The organism is Crossiella cryophila, from assembly GCF_014204915.1.
Lineage (GTDB): Bacteria > Actinomycetota > Actinomycetes > Mycobacteriales > Pseudonocardiaceae > Crossiella > Crossiella cryophila.
On sequence record NZ_JACHMH010000001.1, the window covers coordinates 1627967 to 1644598 of the forward strand.

Consider the following 16632-nt stretch of genomic DNA (forward strand, 5'->3'; position numbering starts at 1 on the left):
TGGCGTAATCTGAGCGCTGCCCGCCTCACCCCGCCCCCTCGGTGAGGCGGGCTCTGTCGTGTCCGGGGGCCTTCCGCCCTTCGTAGCTGGACGAATGCGCACACTCCGGGTTACCGTCATAATGGTCTAAACCATTGGAGGGTCATTGGACGCCGTAGTTGCTGCCCCGAAGGCGCTGTTGGGCAACACCATCTCCGGTCCGGTGACGCTACGCATCCGCGACGGCGAGATCATCGAGGTCGCGGACAACCCCGGCTACCAAGGGGAACCCGAGGGCCTGCTGAGCCCCGGCCTGGTGGACGTGCAGATCAACGGCGCGGTCGGGGTGGACTTCGCCGACGTGGACGCCGAGGGCATGGCCGCGGTCTCCGCCGCACTGCCGCGCACCGGCGTGACCCGGTTCCTGCCCACCCTGATCACCGCCCCGGTGCCGGAGATCCTGCGCCAGGCGCACCAGGTCCTGGCCGCCGCGGCCGCCCTGCCACCGGGCGCCGGCGCCCGCCCGCTCGGCCTGCACTTCGAGGGCCCGTTCCTGTCCCCGCTGCGGCACGGCGTGCACAACCCCGACCTGATGGAACCGCCCAGCCCGGACCGGATCGAACGCATCCTGGCCGACCCCGCGATCCATGCCGCGCTGCGCCTGGTCACCCTGGCCCCCGAACAGCCCGGCGGCTTCGAGGCCGTCCGCAGGCTGACCGAGGCAGGCGTCCTGGTCGCCGTCGGCCACACCGACGCCACCGGCGAACAAACCCGCCAGGCAGCGGATCTGGGCGCCCGCATGATCACCCACCTGTTCAACGCGCAACGCCCACTGGGCCACCGCGAACCCGGCGTCCCCGGCATCGGCCTGGTCGACCAGCGCTACACCCTGGGCCTGATCGCCGACCTGGCCCACGTCGACGGCGACATCTGCCAACTCGTCTTCAACGCCGCCCCCGGCCGCGTCGCCCTGGTCACCGACGCGGTGGCCGCCGCAGGCATGCCCCCCGGCCGCTACCAGCTCGGCGGCGAGGACGTCCTGCTCACCGAGGAAGGCGTCCCCCGCTCCCCAACCGGCACCATCGCGGGCAGCGCCCTCACCCTGGACCGCGCGGTCCGCAACATGGTCGGCCTCGGCATCCACCCCGGCATCGCCCTGCACGCGGCCACCACCGTCCCAGCCGACGTCCTCGGCGAACCCACCCTGGGCCGCCTGACCCCCGGCGCCCGAGCCGACCTGGTGCTCTGGGACGCCGACCTGCACCCGCGCAAGGTCTGGGTCGAGGGCGAACTCGTCTTCGACGCCGAGGAATCCGCCCGCAGCACCGTCACCCGCCTGCCGGCCGCGGGCAACTGATCTCCCACTCCAGGGTGGGGGCGAGAGAGAACACGAGGGCCTCTGCACCGCAACCCGGGCAGGGGCTCTCGCTTCTTTCCGGCCCCGCCACCGCCGGTCCGAGCGACTCCCGGGACGGCTCCGCGTGCACCGCGACGGCCTGGGGACCGTGCAGATGCGTTGCCCAGGAACGGTATCCGGCCAGGCGGCCAGCGGTGAAGGTCCGCACGTCGGCGTGGATCAGGGGCGGGGCAACAACCACGAACGCGGCGCACCCCAATCCCTGGGATGCGCCGCGTTCGCGGGTGTTCAGCGAGTCTTGGTGACCTTGTTCAACCCACGCGGGTTGTCCGGATCCCCACCCCGCGCCAGCGCCAGCCCCAGCGCGAGCCGCTGCACCGGCAGGATCTCCAGCACCGGCGACAGCTCCTCCGCCGTGGCAGGCACCCCGATCCGGAACGCCGCCGCGACCTCGTCCGCCGCCGAGCCGACCGCGCAGATGTCCGCGCCCCGGCCCTGCACGACCTCCAGCACCTCGCGCATGGCCGCGCCGCCTTTGCCCGCGCTGGTGATGGCCAGCACCGCGGTCTCGCTGTCCACCGCGGCGACCGGGCCGTGCAGCAGGTCGGCGCCGCTGTAGGCCCGCGCGGACAGGTAGCTGGTCTCGGCGAGTTTGAGGGCGGCCTCGGCGGCGGTGGCCGAGGAGTAGCCGCGGCCGGTGGTGACCACGCGGTTGGCGAAGCGGTAGCGCTGCACTGCCTCGGCGACCGCGGGTTCGGCCAGGGTCAGGGCCGAGTCGGCCAGGTCGCCGATGTTGGCCGCGTGTTCGGCGGTGCCGCCGCGGACGGCGTCGATGAGCAGGTACAGGGCGAGCAGGGTGGCGCTGTAGGTCTTGGTGGCGGCCACCGCCAGTTCCTTGCCCGCGCCGATGTCCACCGACAGTTCGGTGACCTGGTTCAGCGGCGAGTCCGGGGTGTTGGTCACGGCCACGGTGAGCGCACCGCGCTTACGCGCCGACTCGGTGGCCTCGACCAGGTCGGGGGAGCCGCCGCTCTGGCTCACCGACACCCACAGCACGTCGGTGAGGTCGGGCTGGGCGCCGTAGAGCGTGGTGGTGGACGGGGACACCAGGCCGGCCGGGAGCTGCAGCAGCACCTCGGTGAGGTACTTGGCGTACAGCGCGCCGTGGTCGCTGGAGCCGCGCGCGGCGAAGAGCACGAACCGCGGGCGGCGCCGCGCGATCTGTGCCGCCACCGCGGCGATCTCGGCCCGGTGGGCCAGCAGACCGCGGAACACCCCTGGCTGGGCCGCGATCTCGGCGGCCATGTGCGCGCCGGGCACGGTCTCGGCCGTAGTCGATGTCATCGCCTGTCCTCCCTCGCCGTGTGATCGGCGAGCAGTTCGGCGGCGGCGCGCAGGCACACGAACGCGCTGCCGTGGGTGTCGATACGGGCGACACTGCCCAGGTCGGGACCTGGCACGCCGGTTTCGACATGCACCAGGTCTAGACCAATGCTAACAAGTTCGACGACGAGTCGCCGCACTTCAGAGTGCCGGTGCGCGTCCCTGGTGACAACAACCACCGGGGAACCATTCACTGAATCGAGGATTTCCTTCTTGCCGTCCGGCCCGCGCCGCAGCACCCGGGTGCCCGGCAGCAGCTCGCTCAGGTGCGGGCCGAGGCCCCAGGGCACCGCGCCGACCGCGATGCTCGGGTCCACCTCCAGGTCCACCACCAGCGGCGGACCGGCCAGCTTGAGGTTGCCGCGGACCTCGATCGCCCGCCGCGCGGCACGCAGGCCCAGGTCGCTGTCGGCGACCGGACCACCGGTGACCGGGCCGCCGAGCGAGGCGGCCAGCGTGGCGGCCTCGGTGAGCCGTTCCTCGCTGAGCCGTCCACTGTGGACCGCGGCCACGATCGCCTCGGCCAGCCGGTCCACCACCTCGGCGTCGGCCAGCTCGCCGCCGATGCAGAGCAGGTCCGCGCCCGCGCGCAGTGCCTGCACCGCGCCGTCGCTGATCCCGGCGGTGCCGGAGACCGCGTTCATCTCCAGCGCGTCGGTGACCACCGCGCCGGTGAAGCCCAGTTCACCGCGCAGCACCTCGGTGATCGCGTACCGGTTCAGCGTGGCTGGCGACTCGCCCCAGCCGGGGATGACCAGGTGACCGGTCATCACCGAGCGCACCCCGGCGGCGATCGCGGCCTGGAAGGGCACCAGCTCGACCGTGCGCAGCTGTTCCTCGGTCCGGTCCAGCACCGGCAGTTCCCGGTGCGAGTCCGCGGTGGAGGCGCCGTGGCCGGGGAAGTGCTTGGCGCAGGCGGCCACCCCGGACTCCTGGATGCCCGCGATGAACGCGGCCACCTGCCCGGCCGCGGCCACCGGCTCGCTGCCGAAGGCGCGCACGCCGATGATCGGGTCTTCCGCGGCCAGGGTCAGGTCCGCGCACGGGGCCAGGTCCAGGGTCACCCCGCAGGCGGCCAGCCTGGCGCCGAGGGCCGCGCCGACCTCCCTGGTCAGCGCCAGGTCGCCGATGGCGCCCAGTGCGTGCGGACCCGGCAGCGCGGAGCCGCGCGCGGCGTCCAGCCGGGTCACGTCGCCGCTCTCCTCGTCGATGGCCACCACCAGCTCGGGCCGCTCGGCCCGCAGCTGCGCGGTCAGCGCGCCCACCTGCTCGTCATCGACCACGTTGCGCCCGAACAGCAGCACGCCGCCGAGGCCGTCAGCGACCCGGCGGCGTACCCAGTCCGGCGCGCTCGTGCCGACGAAACCCGGCAGCAGCACGGCGTCGGCCAAGCGTCGCAGACCATCCACTGTGGACTATCCCTTCACGGCGCCGGCGGTGTTCCCGGCGACCAGGTTGCGCTGGACGATCAGGAAGTAGATGAGCACGGGCAGCGCGAACACCACCGAGGCGGCCATGGTGCCGCCCCAGTCGGTGCCGAAGACCGTGCTGAACGTGGACAGCCACACCGGCAGCGTCTGGTTGCTCTGGTCCCGCATCAGCACCAGGGCGAAGAGGAACTCGTTCCAGGCGGTGATGAAGGAGAACACCGAGGTGCTCACCAGCGCCGGGCCCAGCAGCGGCAGGGTGACCCGGCGGAAGGCGCCCCAGCGGGAGCAGCCGTCCACCATGGCCGCCTCCTCCAGGTCGACCGGGATGCCGTTGACGAACCCGCGCAGCGTCCAGATGGTGAACGGCAGCGTGGTGGCCACGTTGACCAGCAGCAGCGCGGGCAGCATGTTGAGCAGGCCGACATCGCGCATCAGCAGGTACATCGGGATCAGCAGCGCCTCCAGCGGCGCCAGCTGGGCGATGAGCACCAGCAGCACGAACCCGCGCCTGCCGCGGAAGCGCAGGCGGCACAACGGGATCGCGGCCAGGATGCCGGCGGCCACCGCGCACAGCATGGCGCCGACGGCCACGATCAGGCTGTTGGTGAGGAAGTTGGTGAAGCCCGGCCTGGTCACCGCGGTGACGAAGTTGTCGAAGGTGATCGAGGTCGGGAACAGGTCGTACTCGGTGGTCAGGTTCGCGTTCGACGGCCGCAGGGATGAGTTGATCATCCAGTAGGTCGGGAAGAAGAACAGCCCGGCCAGCAGCAGCGCGACCCCGGTCAGCAGTGTCCGCTGCGCCCGGTTCTTGGTCCTCACAGCGCACCCTCCTGACGCCGGATGAGCAGTCGCATGTACTGCCCGACCAGCACGGTCAGCACCAGGATCATCAGCACCGCGACCGCGGCGGCCACGCCGAAGTGGCTGCCGGAGATGCCCTTGATGTACTGCAGCACCGACAGCGTGGTGCTCTCCCCGTCCGGGCCGCCCTGCCGGATGGCCCACACCTGGGTGAAGACCTTGAAGTCCCACAGGATCGACTGGAAGGTGGCCAGGCCGACCATCGGCGCCAGCGCCGGCCAGGTGACCGCGCGGAAGCCCTGCCAGCCCGAGGCGCCGTCGATGCCAGCCGCCTCGTACAGGTCGCCGGGCACCGAGAGCAGGCCCGCGTACAGGGTGAAGGCGATGAACGGCACCCCCTGCCAGATGATCAGCAGCGCGATCACGGTCAGCGTGGAGGCCCCGGTGGAGAACCAGGAGAAGCCCTGGAAGGAGTCGAAGCCGATCAGCACCAGGGTTTTGTTCAGGATGCCGAAGTTCTGGTCGAAGATCCACTGGAACACCGTGGTGGCGGCCAGGATGGGCATCGCCCAGGCCAGCACCAGGCTGATCTGCAGCACCAGCCGGACCACCGGCCCGATCTGGCGCATCAGCAGCGCGATCAGCAGGCCGACCCCGACGGTGCCCACCACGCAGGCCGCGGTGAACAGCATCGTGCGCAGGGTGATCACCCAGAACTCGGGGTCGCCGAGGATCTCCGCGTAGTTGTCGAAGCCGTTCCAGACGATCTCGCCGCGGACCAGTTCGCCGAGGTCGAGCTTGCGGAAGCTGATCAGGATGACCTGGATCGCCGGCCAGCCCAGCAGGGCCAGCAGCGCGATGATCGCGGGCGCGATCAGCAGGTAGGGCAACAGGGCGTCGCCGAGAGGTCGCCGGCGCGCACGCCGACCGGGTCCATCCGCAGACGGTGCCGGCGGGGTCGCCCCCGCCGGCACCGTGGTGTCCACTGTCGCGGTCATCGAGCTACTTGCCCGCGAGCGCCTGCTGGATCGCCGTGTTCGCGTCCGCGGTGGCCTGGTCCAGGCTCTTCACCCCGGTCAGGTACGCGGTCAGCATGGTCTTGATCGGGTTGGCGCCTGCCTCGACCGAGCCCCAGTTCGGGCTGGCCGGCACGGCCTTGCCGGAGAGCGCGCCCTTGGCCATGGCGGCCGAGACCGGGTCCTTGTCCAGCGCACTGGTGTTCTTGGACGAGCCGGGGATCATGCCTGCCCCGACCAGCTGCTGCTGGTACTTCTCGGTGGCCAGCAGCTTCAGGTAGTCCTTGGCCAGGTCGGCGTTCTTGCTGCCGGCCGGGACGGCCAGGTTGGACCCGCCCTGGAACACCGGCGCGGTGCTGCCGGCCTTCTTGCCAGGGATGGCGAAACCGCTGGTCAGGTTCTTGATCTCGGGGTTCTCCTTGGCCGCGGTGGCGACCTCCCACGGCAGGCCGACGATCATGCCGACCTTGCCCTTGCCGTACACACCGGCCTGCGGGGGCTTCTCCTCGTCGGCGTCCTTGGGCGCCTTGGTGCCGGAGACGTCCACCAGCTTCTTGTAGAACTCCAGCCCGGCCTTGGCCTCGGGGGTGTTCAGCGTGGCGGTGAACTTGGTGCCGTCCTGCTTGGCCACGTCACCGCCCTCGTCCCAGATGAAGGAGAGCAGGGTGTACCAGTTCTGCCCGGCCAGGTAGAGCGGCTGGAACTCCGGGTCGTCCTTGTTCGCCGCCTTGAGCTTCTCGATCGCGGTCAGCCACTCGGCCTGCGTGGTCGGCGGCGTGGTGATGCCCGCCTTCTCGAACAGGTCCTTGCGGTAGAGCACCAGCCGGTTGGCCGCGTAGAACGGCACCGCGTACTGCTTGCCGTCCCAGGCGCCGGAGGCCTTCAGGCCCGCGCCCCAGTTCGCCCCGCCCAGGTCCGCGGAGTTCGCGGTCAGGTCGGTGAGCACCTTCTGCTCGGCGAACTTCGGGGACTGGGTGTTGCCGATCTCGAGCACGTCCGGCGGAGTGGTGCCGGCCAGTGCGGTGTTCAGCTTGTCCTGGATGCCGGTCCACTGCTGGACCTCGTACTTCACCTTGACGCCCGGGTGGGCCGCCTCGAACTCCTTGTGCAGCTCATCCGTCAGGGCTGTCGGCGCGGAGCCGCTCATCAGCCACACGACGAGTTCCTTGCTACCCCCCTGGCCCGAGTTGCCACCCGAACCGGCACAACCAGACACCGTGAGTGCCGCTGCCACAGCACTCACAGCTACCTTTGTCCAGCGCTTCACCATCGCCGCCCTTCTGAGCCCGGCCGTACCGTGTCACGCTGGCCGGGCGCGCTGAAGTGGTGTAGACCAATGCGCTGAAGAGTGGTCCGGACCACATGTCCTGTCAAGACAGTTGCGAAGACGTTGTAAAGACGTTCCGAGGGCTGAGCGGCCTCGTTATCCGGGCTAAGGGCATGCTTGGACCACTAGAAAGGTATGGGGGCGCCAATGCCGAGGAGGAGGACATGCTGGACGTGACGTCGGCTGAGGCGGGCGTGAACCCGCGCACCCAGCGGGAGCCGAAGTACTGGGGACTGAAGCGACACCTGCTCGACCTGCTGCGGTCGCTGCCGCCGGGTTCGCCGATCCCGACCGAGCGCTCGCTGGCCGCGGACTTCGACGTGTCCCGCACGACGGTTCGGCAAGCGCTTGCCGAGCTGACCGTGGAGGGCAGGCTGCTCCGGGTGCAGGGCAAAGGCACCTTCGCGGCCGCGCCCAAGGTCGCGCAACGACTGCAACTCAGCTCGTACACCGAGGACATGCGGGCCCAGGGCCGCCAGCCGGCCTCCAGGCTGCTGGAGGCCAGCGAACAGCCTGCCGAGGCCGAACTGGCCCGGATGCTGGGCGTGCGGCCGGGGGCCAAGGTGCTCCGGCTGCGGCGGCTGCGGCTGGCCGACGGCGAGCCGATGGCCATCGAGCTGACCCACCTCGCACTGGGCCGGTTCCGCGGGCTGCGGCGCTACATCGGCGCTGGTGGGTCGCTGTACCAGGTGCTGCGCGAGCGGTTCGGGGTGGAGATGGGGCACGCGGACGAGACCATCGAGACCGCGCTGGCCACCCCGGAGGAGGCGGAGCTGCTCGGCGCCGACATCGGGCTGCCGATGCTGCTGCTGTCCCGGCACTCCTTCGACACCGACAACAAGCCGGTGGAGTGGGTGCGCTCGATCTACCGGGGCGACCGGTACAAGTTCGTCGCCCGTTTGAACCCTCCCGGCTGAGCCGGGGCCGGCATTGTGCGGTCAAGGGCCACTTCGGGCGCACAATGCCGGGCATGGAATGGAACAGCAGGCAGGCCCGCGCTGTCCTGGCCACCACCATCCTCGGCTCGGGGATGGCGATGCTGGACGGCACCATCGTCAACGTGGCCCTGCCCGCGATCGGCCGCGAGTTCGGGGCCTCGGTGTCCGGGCTGCAGTGGATCCTGGACGGCTACCTGCTGGCACTGGCCGCGCTGATCCTCATCGCGGGCGCGCTGGGCGACCGCTACGGCCGCCGCCGGGTGTTCCTGATCGGCGTGGTCTGGTTCGGACTGGCCTCGCTGCTGTGCGGGGTCGCGGTCAACACTGAGCTGTTGGTGCTGGCCAGGGTGTTGCAGGGGGTCGGGGGAGCGCTGCTCACGCCCGGTTCGCTGGCCATCCTGCAGGCCAGCTTCCCGCGTGAGCTGCGGGCCAGGGCGATCGGCGCCTGGTCCGGGCTGGGCGGGCTGGCCGCGGTGTTCGGACCGCTGCTGGGCGGGCTGCTGGTGCAGGCCGGGTCCTGGCGGCTGGCCTTCCTGATCAACCTGCCACTGGCCGCGGCCTGCGTCTGGCTGGCGGTCAAGTACGTGCCGGAGTCCTCTTCGGGTGAACACGAACGAGTGGACTTCCTCGGCTCGGCCATTGGCGCGCTCGGCCTGGCCGGGATCACCGCGGCCCTGGTGGAGGGTCCGGCCAGGGGCCTGACCGATCCGCTGGTGCTCGGCTGCCTGCTCGTCGGCCTGACCGGGATGACGGTCTTCGTGCTGCTGCAGGTCCGCGGCAGGCACCCGCTGGTCCCGCCCGCGATGTTCGCCAACCGGACGTTCGTGCTGGCCAACGGCCTGACCTTCCTGGTCTACGCGGCGCTGGGCGGGGTGATGATGCTGCTGGTGCTCCAGCTCCAGGTCTCCCTGCACTACAGCCCGACCGCGGCCGGCCTGGCCGGACTGCCCATCTCGCTGATCATGCTGGTCTTCTCCGCCCGCTCCGGCAGGCTGGCCCAGCGCTTCGGCCCCCGCCTGCAACTGATCATCGGACCACTGCTGGTGGCGGCGGGCATCCTGCTGTTGCGGCTGGTCGTGCCAGGTGCGAGCTACGTCTTCGGGGTGCTGCCGGGGGTGCTGCTCTTCGGCATCGGACTGGCACTGGCGGTGGCCCCGGTGACCGCGACCGTGCTGGCCGCCGCGCCGGACGCGCACGCCGGAGCGGCCTCCGGGGTGAACAACGCGGTGGCCCGCACCGGCGGCCTGCTCGCGGTCGCGGTGCTGCCCGCGCTGGCCGGGCTGCACGGCACCGAGTACGCCGACCCGGCCGCGCTCACCGCCGGCTGGCAGGTCGTGCTGCTGGTCTGCGCCGGACTGTGCGCGGCCGGTGGCCTCTTCGCCATCGGCATCGACAACCGGGTGCTGGCGGCGGAGAAGCCCGCGGACTGCCTCAGCTGCGGGGTGGACGCTCCGCCAACGCATGCCAACACCGCGTCACAAAACGCGTGATTCTACTGTGGACTGTCCATTAAGGACATTGTGTCTGTCCTCACCATGTGGCAACCCAAGGAGTGTCCGGCCCGTCGTCAACGTTGGAAGGAAGTAACCGGGAACAGCTAGGCGCAAGGGAAAGATGAGCGGCGAGGAGAAGCGGAACCGTCCGGATGTCACCTTCACCCAGGTGATCGCAGGCGCGCTCGCGGCGGTGACCGCGGCCGCGCTGGGTGCGCAACTCGGGGTGGCGGGCACCATCATCGGGGCCGCGGTGGCCAGTGTGGTGAGCACCGTGGGCAGTGCGCTGTACCAGCACTCCCTCGAACGCAGCCGGGCCGCGGCCAAGGCCCTGCGCACCGCGGCCGCACCCACCGCGCTGGCCACCGCCGCACTGGCCGCCCAGGCCGCCGAGCGAACCGACCGGGAGGGCCCGGCCGAGGTCACGCCCCCGGCCAAGCCCGGCCTGGACGCGGAGACCGTCCTGCTGGCCAAGCCCGGCTCACCCGCGGCGACCGCCCACCTGGCCCAGCCCGGTCCGCAGGGCGAGACCGTGCACCTGCCCAAGTCCGGCCCCGGCGTCGACCCGGACGCCGAGACCGTCGTCCTGCGCAGGCCCGACCCCGCCGTCGACGAGCGCGAGGCCGCCCCCGAGCCGGAGCGGCGGCCCTGGTTCCGCCGCTGGCAGGTGGTGGCCGCGGTGACCGCGCTGGTCTTCGCCCTTGGCATGGGCGCCGTGCTGGCCATAGAGCTGGCCACCGGCTCGCCGCTGTCCGGCAAGGACAACGGCGGCCGGACCACCGTCGGCGAGCTGTTCGGACCGGGTGACCGGAAACCGACGCCGACCCCGGGCAACCCAACGCCGTCCAGCTCCGTCTCCACTACCGAGAGCACCACGACGTCCGAGCCTCCGACCAGTTCCAGCCAGGTTCCGCCGACCAGCACCTCGTCCCCGCCGCCGAGCACGACGTCCGGCTCTCCCCCCACGACGACCTCGCCCCCGCCGCCGAGCAGCGCGGCGCGCTCCACCACGGGCACGCAGCCCACGCGGACCACGCCCTGATCATCCGTTGGTCAGAACGGCCCAGTCTCGTTACTGCATGTCGCCCACTACCGAGGTCGTGATGTGACACGACACGCCCACGTATGGCCCAGAGCCGACACGTGTTCCTCCTTTCGGCGGATGCCTCGGGTAGGTCTGTGTCTTTAACGTCCCCCAAAAGTGATTCGCGATGACGCACAGTCACTAATGGTCACTGGCGGAGAGGACGGTCCGATGGACCACTCGTTCCCGGTCATGCAACCGATGGCGTCCCGCCGGTGGCCCCACGCTCGTTGAGTTCGACCCCCCACGGGCCGTCGCCCTTGCACCCCCTGCCAACGACGGCCCGGTGTCTCACCAACACGAGAGGGCTACGAATGAAGATCGCAGTCGCAGCACGCGCCGCCGGCGTGGCGTTGCTGGCCACCGGAGCGGTCGTCGTGGGCACCCTGCCCGCCGCGGCGGAGGGTTTCGCCTCCCCCGAGATGCTGCAGGCCATGCAGCGTGACCTCGGTCTGACCGCCGAACAGGCGGTTGACCGGGTGAACAGCGAGAACAAGGCAGCACAGATCGAGAACTCGGTGCGCGAGGCCGTCGGCGCCGCGTTCGCCGGCGCGCACTTCGACGCGGGCAGCGCCAAGCTGGTGGTCAGCGTGACCGACGCGGCCAAGGCCGCCGCGGTCGAGGCCGCCGGTGCCACCGCCAAGGTCGTCGCCCGCGGCGTGGCCGCCCTGGACGGCGTGAAGTCCGCGCTGGACGCGGCCGAGGCCAAGGCCCCGGCCGGGGTGACCGGCTGGTACGTCGACGTCAAGAACAACAACGTGGTGGTCAACGTGCAGCCCGGCGCGACGCAGGCCGCCCGTGCGCACCTGGCCACGCTGCCGGACGCCTCCGCGATCAAGGTCGTGGAGACCGACGAGGCCCCCACCCCGCTGTATGACGTGCGTGGTGGCGACGCCTACTACATGGGCGGCGGCCGCTGCTCGATCGGCTTCTCGGTGCAGGGCGGCTTCGTCACCGCCGGGCACTGCGGCCGGCCGGGCACCGCGACCCAGGGCTTCAACCGGGTCGCCCAGGGCACCTACCGCGGCTCGACCTTCCCGGGCAACGGCGACTTCGCCTGGGTGGCCACCAACGCGAACTGGACCCCGCGGGGCGTGGTGAACCGCTACAGCGGCACGACCACCGTCCGGGTCACCGGCTCGGCCGAGTCCGCGGTCGGCGCGGCCATCTGCCGCTCCGGCTCCACCACCGGCTGGCGCTGCGGCACCGTCCAGGCCAAGAACCAGACCGTGCGCTACCCCCAGGGCGCGGTGACCGGCATGACCCGCACCAACGCCTGCGCCGAGCCGGGTGACTCCGGTGGCTCGTGGCTCAGCGGCACCAACGCCCAGGGTGTGACCTCGGGTGGCTCGGGCAACTGCTCCTCCGGCGGCACCACCTTCTTCCAGCCGGTGAACGAGATCCTCAGCGCGTACGGGCTCCGGCTCGTCACGAGCTGACCGTAAGGGTGAGGTGGGCCGGCGCCCTGCAAGCCGACCCACTCGCACCCGCCGGAAGGCGCCCGCGGGATCCCTGCCCCGCGGGCGCCTTTCACTTCGAATTCTTCGAAACACGGTCATTCGACCCTGGGCAAACTCACAATCCGTCGCTAACTTTCCCCCGTCTGGCCTAGTCAAGTGGCCCGATAGAGGGAAGGGCGTTCGGATGAAGCGACGTTCCGTAACTAGTCTGGCCGCGGTGGCCCTGCTGGCCGGTGGCCTGCTCACGATCGGTGCGCAGTCCGCCTCGGCCCTGCCCGGCGACCTGACCGCGGCGATGGGCCGCGATCTCGGCCTCAGCCCCGCGCAGGCAGGCGAGCGCCTGCACCGGGAGCGGCTGGCCGGGCGGATCGCCGCCGGACTCCGGGACCGCCTCGGCGCCCGGTTCGCCGGCTCCTGGTTCGACCCCGGCACCGGCACCGCGGTCGTCGGCGTGACCGAGCCCGCCGCGCTGGCCGCCGTGCGTGCCACCGGCGCCACCGCCCGCCTGCACCGCCACTCGCTGGCCGAGCTGGAGCAGGCCAAGGCCGTCCTGGACGCCCGGCAGGCCCCGCGCGAGGTCACCAGCTTCTACGTGGACGAGCCCGGCAACCGGCTCGTGCTCACCGCGACCCCCGGCGGCCGGGCCGCCGCCGAGCGCTTCGCCTCGGGCACCCAGGGCGTGCGGGTGGTGGAGAGCGCCGCCGCGGCCACCCCGACCGGCGACCTTTCCGGCGGCGGCGCGATCTACATGAGCGGCGCGGCCGGTGGGCGCTGCTCGGCCGGGTTCACCGCGACCACCGCCGACGGTCAGCCCCGGCTGCTCACCGCCGGGCACTGCGCGGACGGCGGCAGCCTGGTCAACGCGCTGGGCAACGTCAAGATCGGCGACTTCAGCCGGGTCAACTGGAAGGACCAGAACGACTTCGCCGAGGTGACCGTGGACCCGGCGTCCGGCTGGACGCTGCTGCCCCAGGTCAGCACGCACGACGGCGGGGCGGTGACGATCAAGGGGTCCACCGAGGCCGCGGTCGGCGCGAGCCTGTGCAAGTCCGGTTCCACGAGTAGGTGGACCTGCGGCGTGGTCACCGCGCGCAATGTTACTGTCAAGTACGGTCAGATCGACGGCTCCGCGATCACCGTGCGCGGCCTGGTGCAGCACAACGCCTGCGTCGAGCCGGGCGACTCCGGCGGGTCCAACGTCTCCGGCGACCAGGCCCAGGGCATCACCAGCGGCGCCAAGCTCTACGACGCCAACGGTGACGGCCGCAACGAGAGCTGCCTTGCCAAGCGTGGTGAGGAGTCGGTGTCCTGGTACCAGCCGGTCAACGAGGCGCTCAAGGTCTACCGGCTGACCCTGGCCACCGGCTGAGGCTTCCCGGCGCGCGGTGTGTTGTCAGCCCCCCGACCGCACCGCACCGGGTTGGTAAGACGACAGCGGCGTTCCCGCCTTTCCGGCGGGAACGCCGCGGTCGTCAGGTCGGCGCTCAGCCGAGCCGGGCCTTCAACCGGGCGGCCGCGGCCTCCGGGTCCGCCGCCTCGGTGAGCACCCGGACCACCACGATCCGGTCCGCCCCGGCGTCCAGGACCTCGGGCAGCCGGGTCTCGTCGATGCCGCCGATGGCGAACCAGGGCCGCTCGTGCCCGGCGGCCGCGGTGTGTCGCACCAGGTCCAGGCCCGGCGCTGGACGACCGGGTTTGGTCGGGGTCGGCCAGCACGGGCCGGTGCAGAAGTAGTCCACGCCCGGCTCGATCGCCGCCGCGTCGGCCTGCGCGGGGTCGTGCGTGGAGCGGCCGATCACCACCTGCTCGCCGACGATCCGCCTGGCCAGTGGCACCGGCAGGTCGTCCTGGCCGAGGTGCAGCACATCGGCCCCTGCGGCCAGCGCCACATCGGCCCGGTCGTTCACCGCGAGCAGCACATCGTGCTTGGCGCAGGCGGCGGCGAAGACCTCCAGCAGCCGCAACTCCTCGGCGGCCTCCAGTCCCTTCTCCCGCAACTGCACGATGTCCACCCCACCGGCCAGCGCGGCGTCCAGGAAGGCAGGCAGGTCGCCGCGTTCGCGACGGCCGTCGGTGCACAGGTACAGCCGCGCCGCACGCAGCCGCTGGCGAATCTGATCTCCGTCGAGTCCGGGCACGGTATGCGAGCCTATGCGCCCTCAGTCCCGGCTGCTACGGTGGAAATCGGTCCGCACGGGAGCCCGGGAGAGCACTGGGCTGAGAGGGAGTCCGCTGACTCCGACCGTCGAACCTGATCCGGGTCATGCCGGCGCAGGGAGCGTGAGATTCGTGTCGAAGGCAGTCGTCGTCGTGGGTGGCGGCGTCATCGGTCTGTCCATCGCCTGGCGAGCCGCCGCGGCCGGATTCCGGGTCAGGGTGGTCGATCCGGCGCCGGGTTCCGGCTCCTCCTGGGTGGCCGGCGGCATGCTCGCCCCGGTCACCGAGGCCTGGCCGGGGGAGGAGGACGTGCTCGCGCTGGGCGCGGCCTCGCTGCGCCGCTGGCCGGAATTCGCCGCCCGGCTACAGGCCGAGGCAGGCCGGGATCCCGGCCTGCACACCGCGGGCACCCTGGCCGTCGGGGTGGACGCGGCCGACCGGGACGAGCTGGCCAGGCTGGCCGAGTACCTGACCTCGCTGGGCCGGGAGGTGCACCAGCTCACCGGCAGGGAACTGCGCGGGCTGGAACCCTCGCTCGGCCCGGCCGTGCGCGGCGGGCTGAACGTGCCCGGCGACCTGTCCGTGGACAACCGGCTGTTCCTGGCCGCACTGCGCGCGGCCTGCGCGGCCAATGGCGTCGAGTTCATCGCGGTTGCGGCCGCGGAGACCTTACCCGGCAAGGTGCTGCTGGACAACGGGTCTATTTTGGACAGTGAGGTGACGGTGCTCGCGGCCGGCGCCTGGAGCGCCCGGCTCCACCCCGGGCTGGCCGGGCTGATCCGCCCGGTGAAGGGCGAGATCCTGCGGCTGCGGCACCGCCGCGGCGCGCTGCCGCCGCCCACCCGCACCGTGCGCGGCTCGGTGCGTGGCAAGCCGATCTACCTGGTTCCCCGGCCGGACAACGGTCTGGTGCTCGGCGCGACCCAGTACGAGGCCGGATTCGACACCGACGTGGTGGCCGGTGGCGTGCGTGATCTGCTGCTGCACGCCGAGGAACTCATGCCGTCCATCGCCGAGTACGCGCTGGTCGAGACCGCCGCGGGCCTGCGGCCGGGCAGCATGGACAACCTGCCGCTGCTCGGCTGGCTGGAACCCGGCCTGCTGGTGGCGGCCGGGCATCACCGCAACGGCGTGCTGCTCGCCCCGGTCACCGCCGAGGTCGTGCTGGACCTGTTGGCGGACAAGGAGATCACCCCCGAAGCGAAGGCAGCCGACCCCGGGAGGAGCAGATGAAGGTACGGGTCAACGGCAACGACCACCAGCTGGCCGAGAGCGCCACGGTGGCCGAGGTGCTGACCCTGTTGGCCGCACCCAGCACGGGAATCGCGGTCGCCCTCGACGGCGCCGTGGTGCCCCGCGCGAGCTGGGCGGAGACCAGGTTGCGCGAGGGTTCGGTCGTGGAAGTGCTCACTGCGGTACAGGGAGGTTGAGTGGACGACCAGCTGGTGATCGCCGAACACGAGTTCGGCTCAAGACTGGTGATGGGCACCGGCGGCGCGCAGAACCTGTCCATCCTGGAGCAGGCCCTGGTGACCTCCGGCACGGAGCTGACCACGGTGGCCATGCGCAGGCTGGACAGCGAGGGCGGCACCGGCGTGCTGGAGTTGTTGCGGCGCCTGGGCATCCGCCCACTGCCCAACACCGCGGGCTGTAAGAGCGCGGCCGAGGCGGTGCTCACCGCGCGGCTGGCCAGGGAGGCCCTGGAGACCCGCTGGGTCAAGGTCGAGGTGGTCGCCGACGACCAGACCCTGCTGCCGGACCCGATCGAACTGCTGGAGGCCTGCGAGCAACTCGTGGCCGACGGCTTCATCGTGTTGCCCTACACCAACGACGACCCGGTGCTGGCCCGCAAACTCGAGGACATCGGCTGCGCGGCCGTGATGCCGCTGGGCTCCCCGATCGGCACCGGCCTCGGCATCCGCAACCCGCACAACATCGAACTGATCGTCTCCAGGGCGGGTGTGCCGGTGATCCTGGACGCCGGGATCGGCACCGCCTCCGACGCCGCACTGGCCATGGAACTGGGCTGCTCGGCGGTCTTGCTGGCCACCGCGGTCAACCGCGCCCGGCACCCGGAACTGATGGCCGCGGCCATGCGCGCCGCGGTCGAGGGCGGTCGGCTGGCCAGGCGGGCCGGGCGCATCCCACAGCGGTTCTGGGCACACGCCTCCAGCCCGGACCTCGAGGCCTGACCAGGTGCACCAACG

General features: G+C 71.6%; 15 protein-coding genes and 1 riboswitch. Of the genes, 9 read left to right on the forward strand and 6 right to left on the reverse strand.

What is annotated here, in order from left to right:
- The first annotated feature begins 145 nt into the window (after positions 1-145).
- Entirely contained in the window at positions 146-1336 is a 1191-nt protein-coding gene (gene nagA / locus HNR67_RS07710) for an N-acetylglucosamine-6-phosphate deacetylase (RefSeq protein WP_185001387.1), read from the forward strand.
- 288 nt (positions 1337-1624) lie between these two features.
- On the opposite strand, the gene HNR67_RS07715 is transcribed toward nagA, so the two are convergent.
- Genes HNR67_RS07715 through HNR67_RS07735 form a run of 5 tightly spaced genes read right to left on the reverse strand, consistent with a single transcriptional unit; the run spans position 1625 to position 7233 of the window.
- Positions 1625-2680: an SIS domain-containing protein gene (locus HNR67_RS07715; RefSeq protein WP_185001388.1), complete on the reverse strand. Its 1056-nt coding sequence runs from the start codon at positions 2678-2680 to the stop codon at positions 1625-1627.
- Positions 2677-4128 (reverse strand): glycoside hydrolase family 3 N-terminal domain-containing protein, encoded by a 1452-nt coding sequence (locus tag HNR67_RS07720; RefSeq protein ID WP_185001389.1) that lies wholly within the window; start codon positions 4126-4128, stop codon positions 2677-2679. Before HNR67_RS07720 ends, HNR67_RS07715 begins: the two co-directional genes overlap by 4 nt.
- 6 nt (positions 4129-4134) lie before the next feature.
- Positions 4135-4968, reverse strand: a complete 834-nt coding sequence (locus tag HNR67_RS07725) for a carbohydrate ABC transporter permease (protein WP_312986716.1) — start codon at positions 4966-4968, stop codon at positions 4135-4137.
- Positions 4965-5948, reverse strand: coding sequence for a carbohydrate ABC transporter permease (locus HNR67_RS07730; RefSeq protein WP_185001390.1), 984 nt, complete (start codon positions 5946-5948; stop codon positions 4965-4967). Before HNR67_RS07730 ends, HNR67_RS07725 begins: the two co-directional genes overlap by 4 nt.
- 4 nt (positions 5949-5952) lie before the next feature.
- Positions 5953-7233 carry an extracellular solute-binding protein gene (locus HNR67_RS07735; RefSeq protein ID WP_185001391.1) on the reverse strand — a complete coding sequence of 427 codons (1281 nt, stop codon included), beginning with the start codon at positions 7231-7233 and terminating at the stop codon, positions 5953-5955.
- Positions 7234-7457: 224 nt separating this feature from the next.
- Between HNR67_RS07735 and HNR67_RS07740 the strand changes: the two genes are divergently transcribed.
- From HNR67_RS07740 to HNR67_RS07760, 5 genes are all read left to right on the forward strand, one after another.
- The gene (locus HNR67_RS07740; protein WP_185001392.1) at positions 7458-8210 is read left to right on the forward strand and encodes a GntR family transcriptional regulator; all 753 of its coding nucleotides are present in this window, start codon (positions 7458-7460) and stop codon (positions 8208-8210) included.
- Positions 8211-8254: 44 nt separating this feature from the next.
- Positions 8255-9721, forward strand: coding sequence for an MFS transporter (locus HNR67_RS07745; RefSeq protein ID WP_185001393.1), 1467 nt, complete (start codon positions 8255-8257; stop codon positions 9719-9721).
- Positions 9722-9845: 124 nt separating this feature from the next.
- Positions 9846-10766: a hypothetical protein gene (locus HNR67_RS07750; protein WP_185001394.1), complete on the forward strand. Its 921-nt coding sequence runs from the start codon at positions 9846-9848 to the stop codon at positions 10764-10766.
- A 356-nt stretch (positions 10767-11122) separates the two neighbouring features.
- Complete coding sequence (locus HNR67_RS07755) at positions 11123-12247, forward strand: S1 family peptidase (protein WP_185001395.1); 1125 nt, start codon at positions 11123-11125, stop codon at positions 12245-12247.
- A 205-nt stretch (positions 12248-12452) separates the two neighbouring features.
- On the forward strand, positions 12453-13637 hold the full coding sequence (locus HNR67_RS07760) for a S1 family peptidase (protein ID WP_185001396.1): 1185 nt from the start codon (positions 12453-12455) through the stop codon (positions 13635-13637).
- 115 nt (positions 13638-13752) lie between these two features.
- Here the strand turns inward: HNR67_RS07760 and thiE are convergent, their stop codons facing one another.
- Entirely contained in the window at positions 13753-14406 is a 654-nt protein-coding gene (thiE, locus tag HNR67_RS07765; protein ID WP_185001397.1) for a thiamine phosphate synthase, read from the reverse strand.
- 45 nt (positions 14407-14451) lie between these two features.
- Positions 14452-14563: riboswitch (TPP riboswitch) on the forward strand.
- On the opposite strand from thiE, the gene thiO reads away from it, so the two are divergent.
- The 3 genes from thiO to thiG all read left to right on the forward strand — a co-directional run bounded on the left by thiO (position 14558) and on the right by thiG (position 16617).
- Positions 14558-15658, forward strand: a complete 1101-nt coding sequence (gene thiO, locus HNR67_RS07770) for a glycine oxidase ThiO (protein ID WP_185001398.1) — start codon at positions 14558-14560, stop codon at positions 15656-15658. Its footprint overlaps the riboswitch before it by 6 nt.
- Positions 15655-15855 carry a sulfur carrier protein ThiS gene (gene thiS, locus HNR67_RS07775; protein ID WP_185001399.1) on the forward strand — a complete coding sequence of 67 codons (201 nt, stop codon included), beginning with the start codon at positions 15655-15657 and terminating at the stop codon, positions 15853-15855. The genes thiO and thiS overlap by 4 nt, the downstream gene beginning before the upstream one ends.
- A complete protein-coding gene (gene thiG / locus HNR67_RS07780) occupies positions 15856-16617 on the forward strand; it encodes a thiazole synthase (RefSeq protein ID WP_185001400.1) in 762 nt (253 codons plus the stop codon). It abuts the gene before it with no gap.
- Positions 16618-16632: the final 15 nt, after the last annotated feature.

Coding starts and splice junctions, on each gene's coding strand:
- HNR67_RS07715 (WP_185001388.1), bottom strand. CDS start 2,680: ATGACATCGACTACGGCCGAGACCGTGCCCGGCGCGCACATGGCCGCC.
- HNR67_RS07730 (WP_185001390.1), bottom strand. CDS start 5,948: ATGACCGCGACAGTGGACACCACGGTGCCGGCGGGGGCGACCCCGCCG.
- HNR67_RS07740 (WP_185001392.1), top strand. CDS start 7,458: ATGCTGGACGTGACGTCGGCTGAGGCGGGCGTGAACCCGCGCACCCAG.
- HNR67_RS07745 (WP_185001393.1), top strand. CDS start 8,255: ATGCCGGGCATGGAATGGAACAGCAGGCAGGCCCGCGCTGTCCTGGCC.
- HNR67_RS07750 (WP_185001394.1), top strand. CDS start 9,846: ATGAGCGGCGAGGAGAAGCGGAACCGTCCGGATGTCACCTTCACCCAG.
- HNR67_RS07755 (WP_185001395.1), top strand. CDS start 11,123: ATGAAGATCGCAGTCGCAGCACGCGCCGCCGGCGTGGCGTTGCTGGCC.
- HNR67_RS07760 (WP_185001396.1), top strand. CDS start 12,453: ATGAAGCGACGTTCCGTAACTAGTCTGGCCGCGGTGGCCCTGCTGGCC.
- thiS (WP_185001399.1), top strand. CDS start 15,655: ATGAAGGTACGGGTCAACGGCAACGACCACCAGCTGGCCGAGAGCGCC.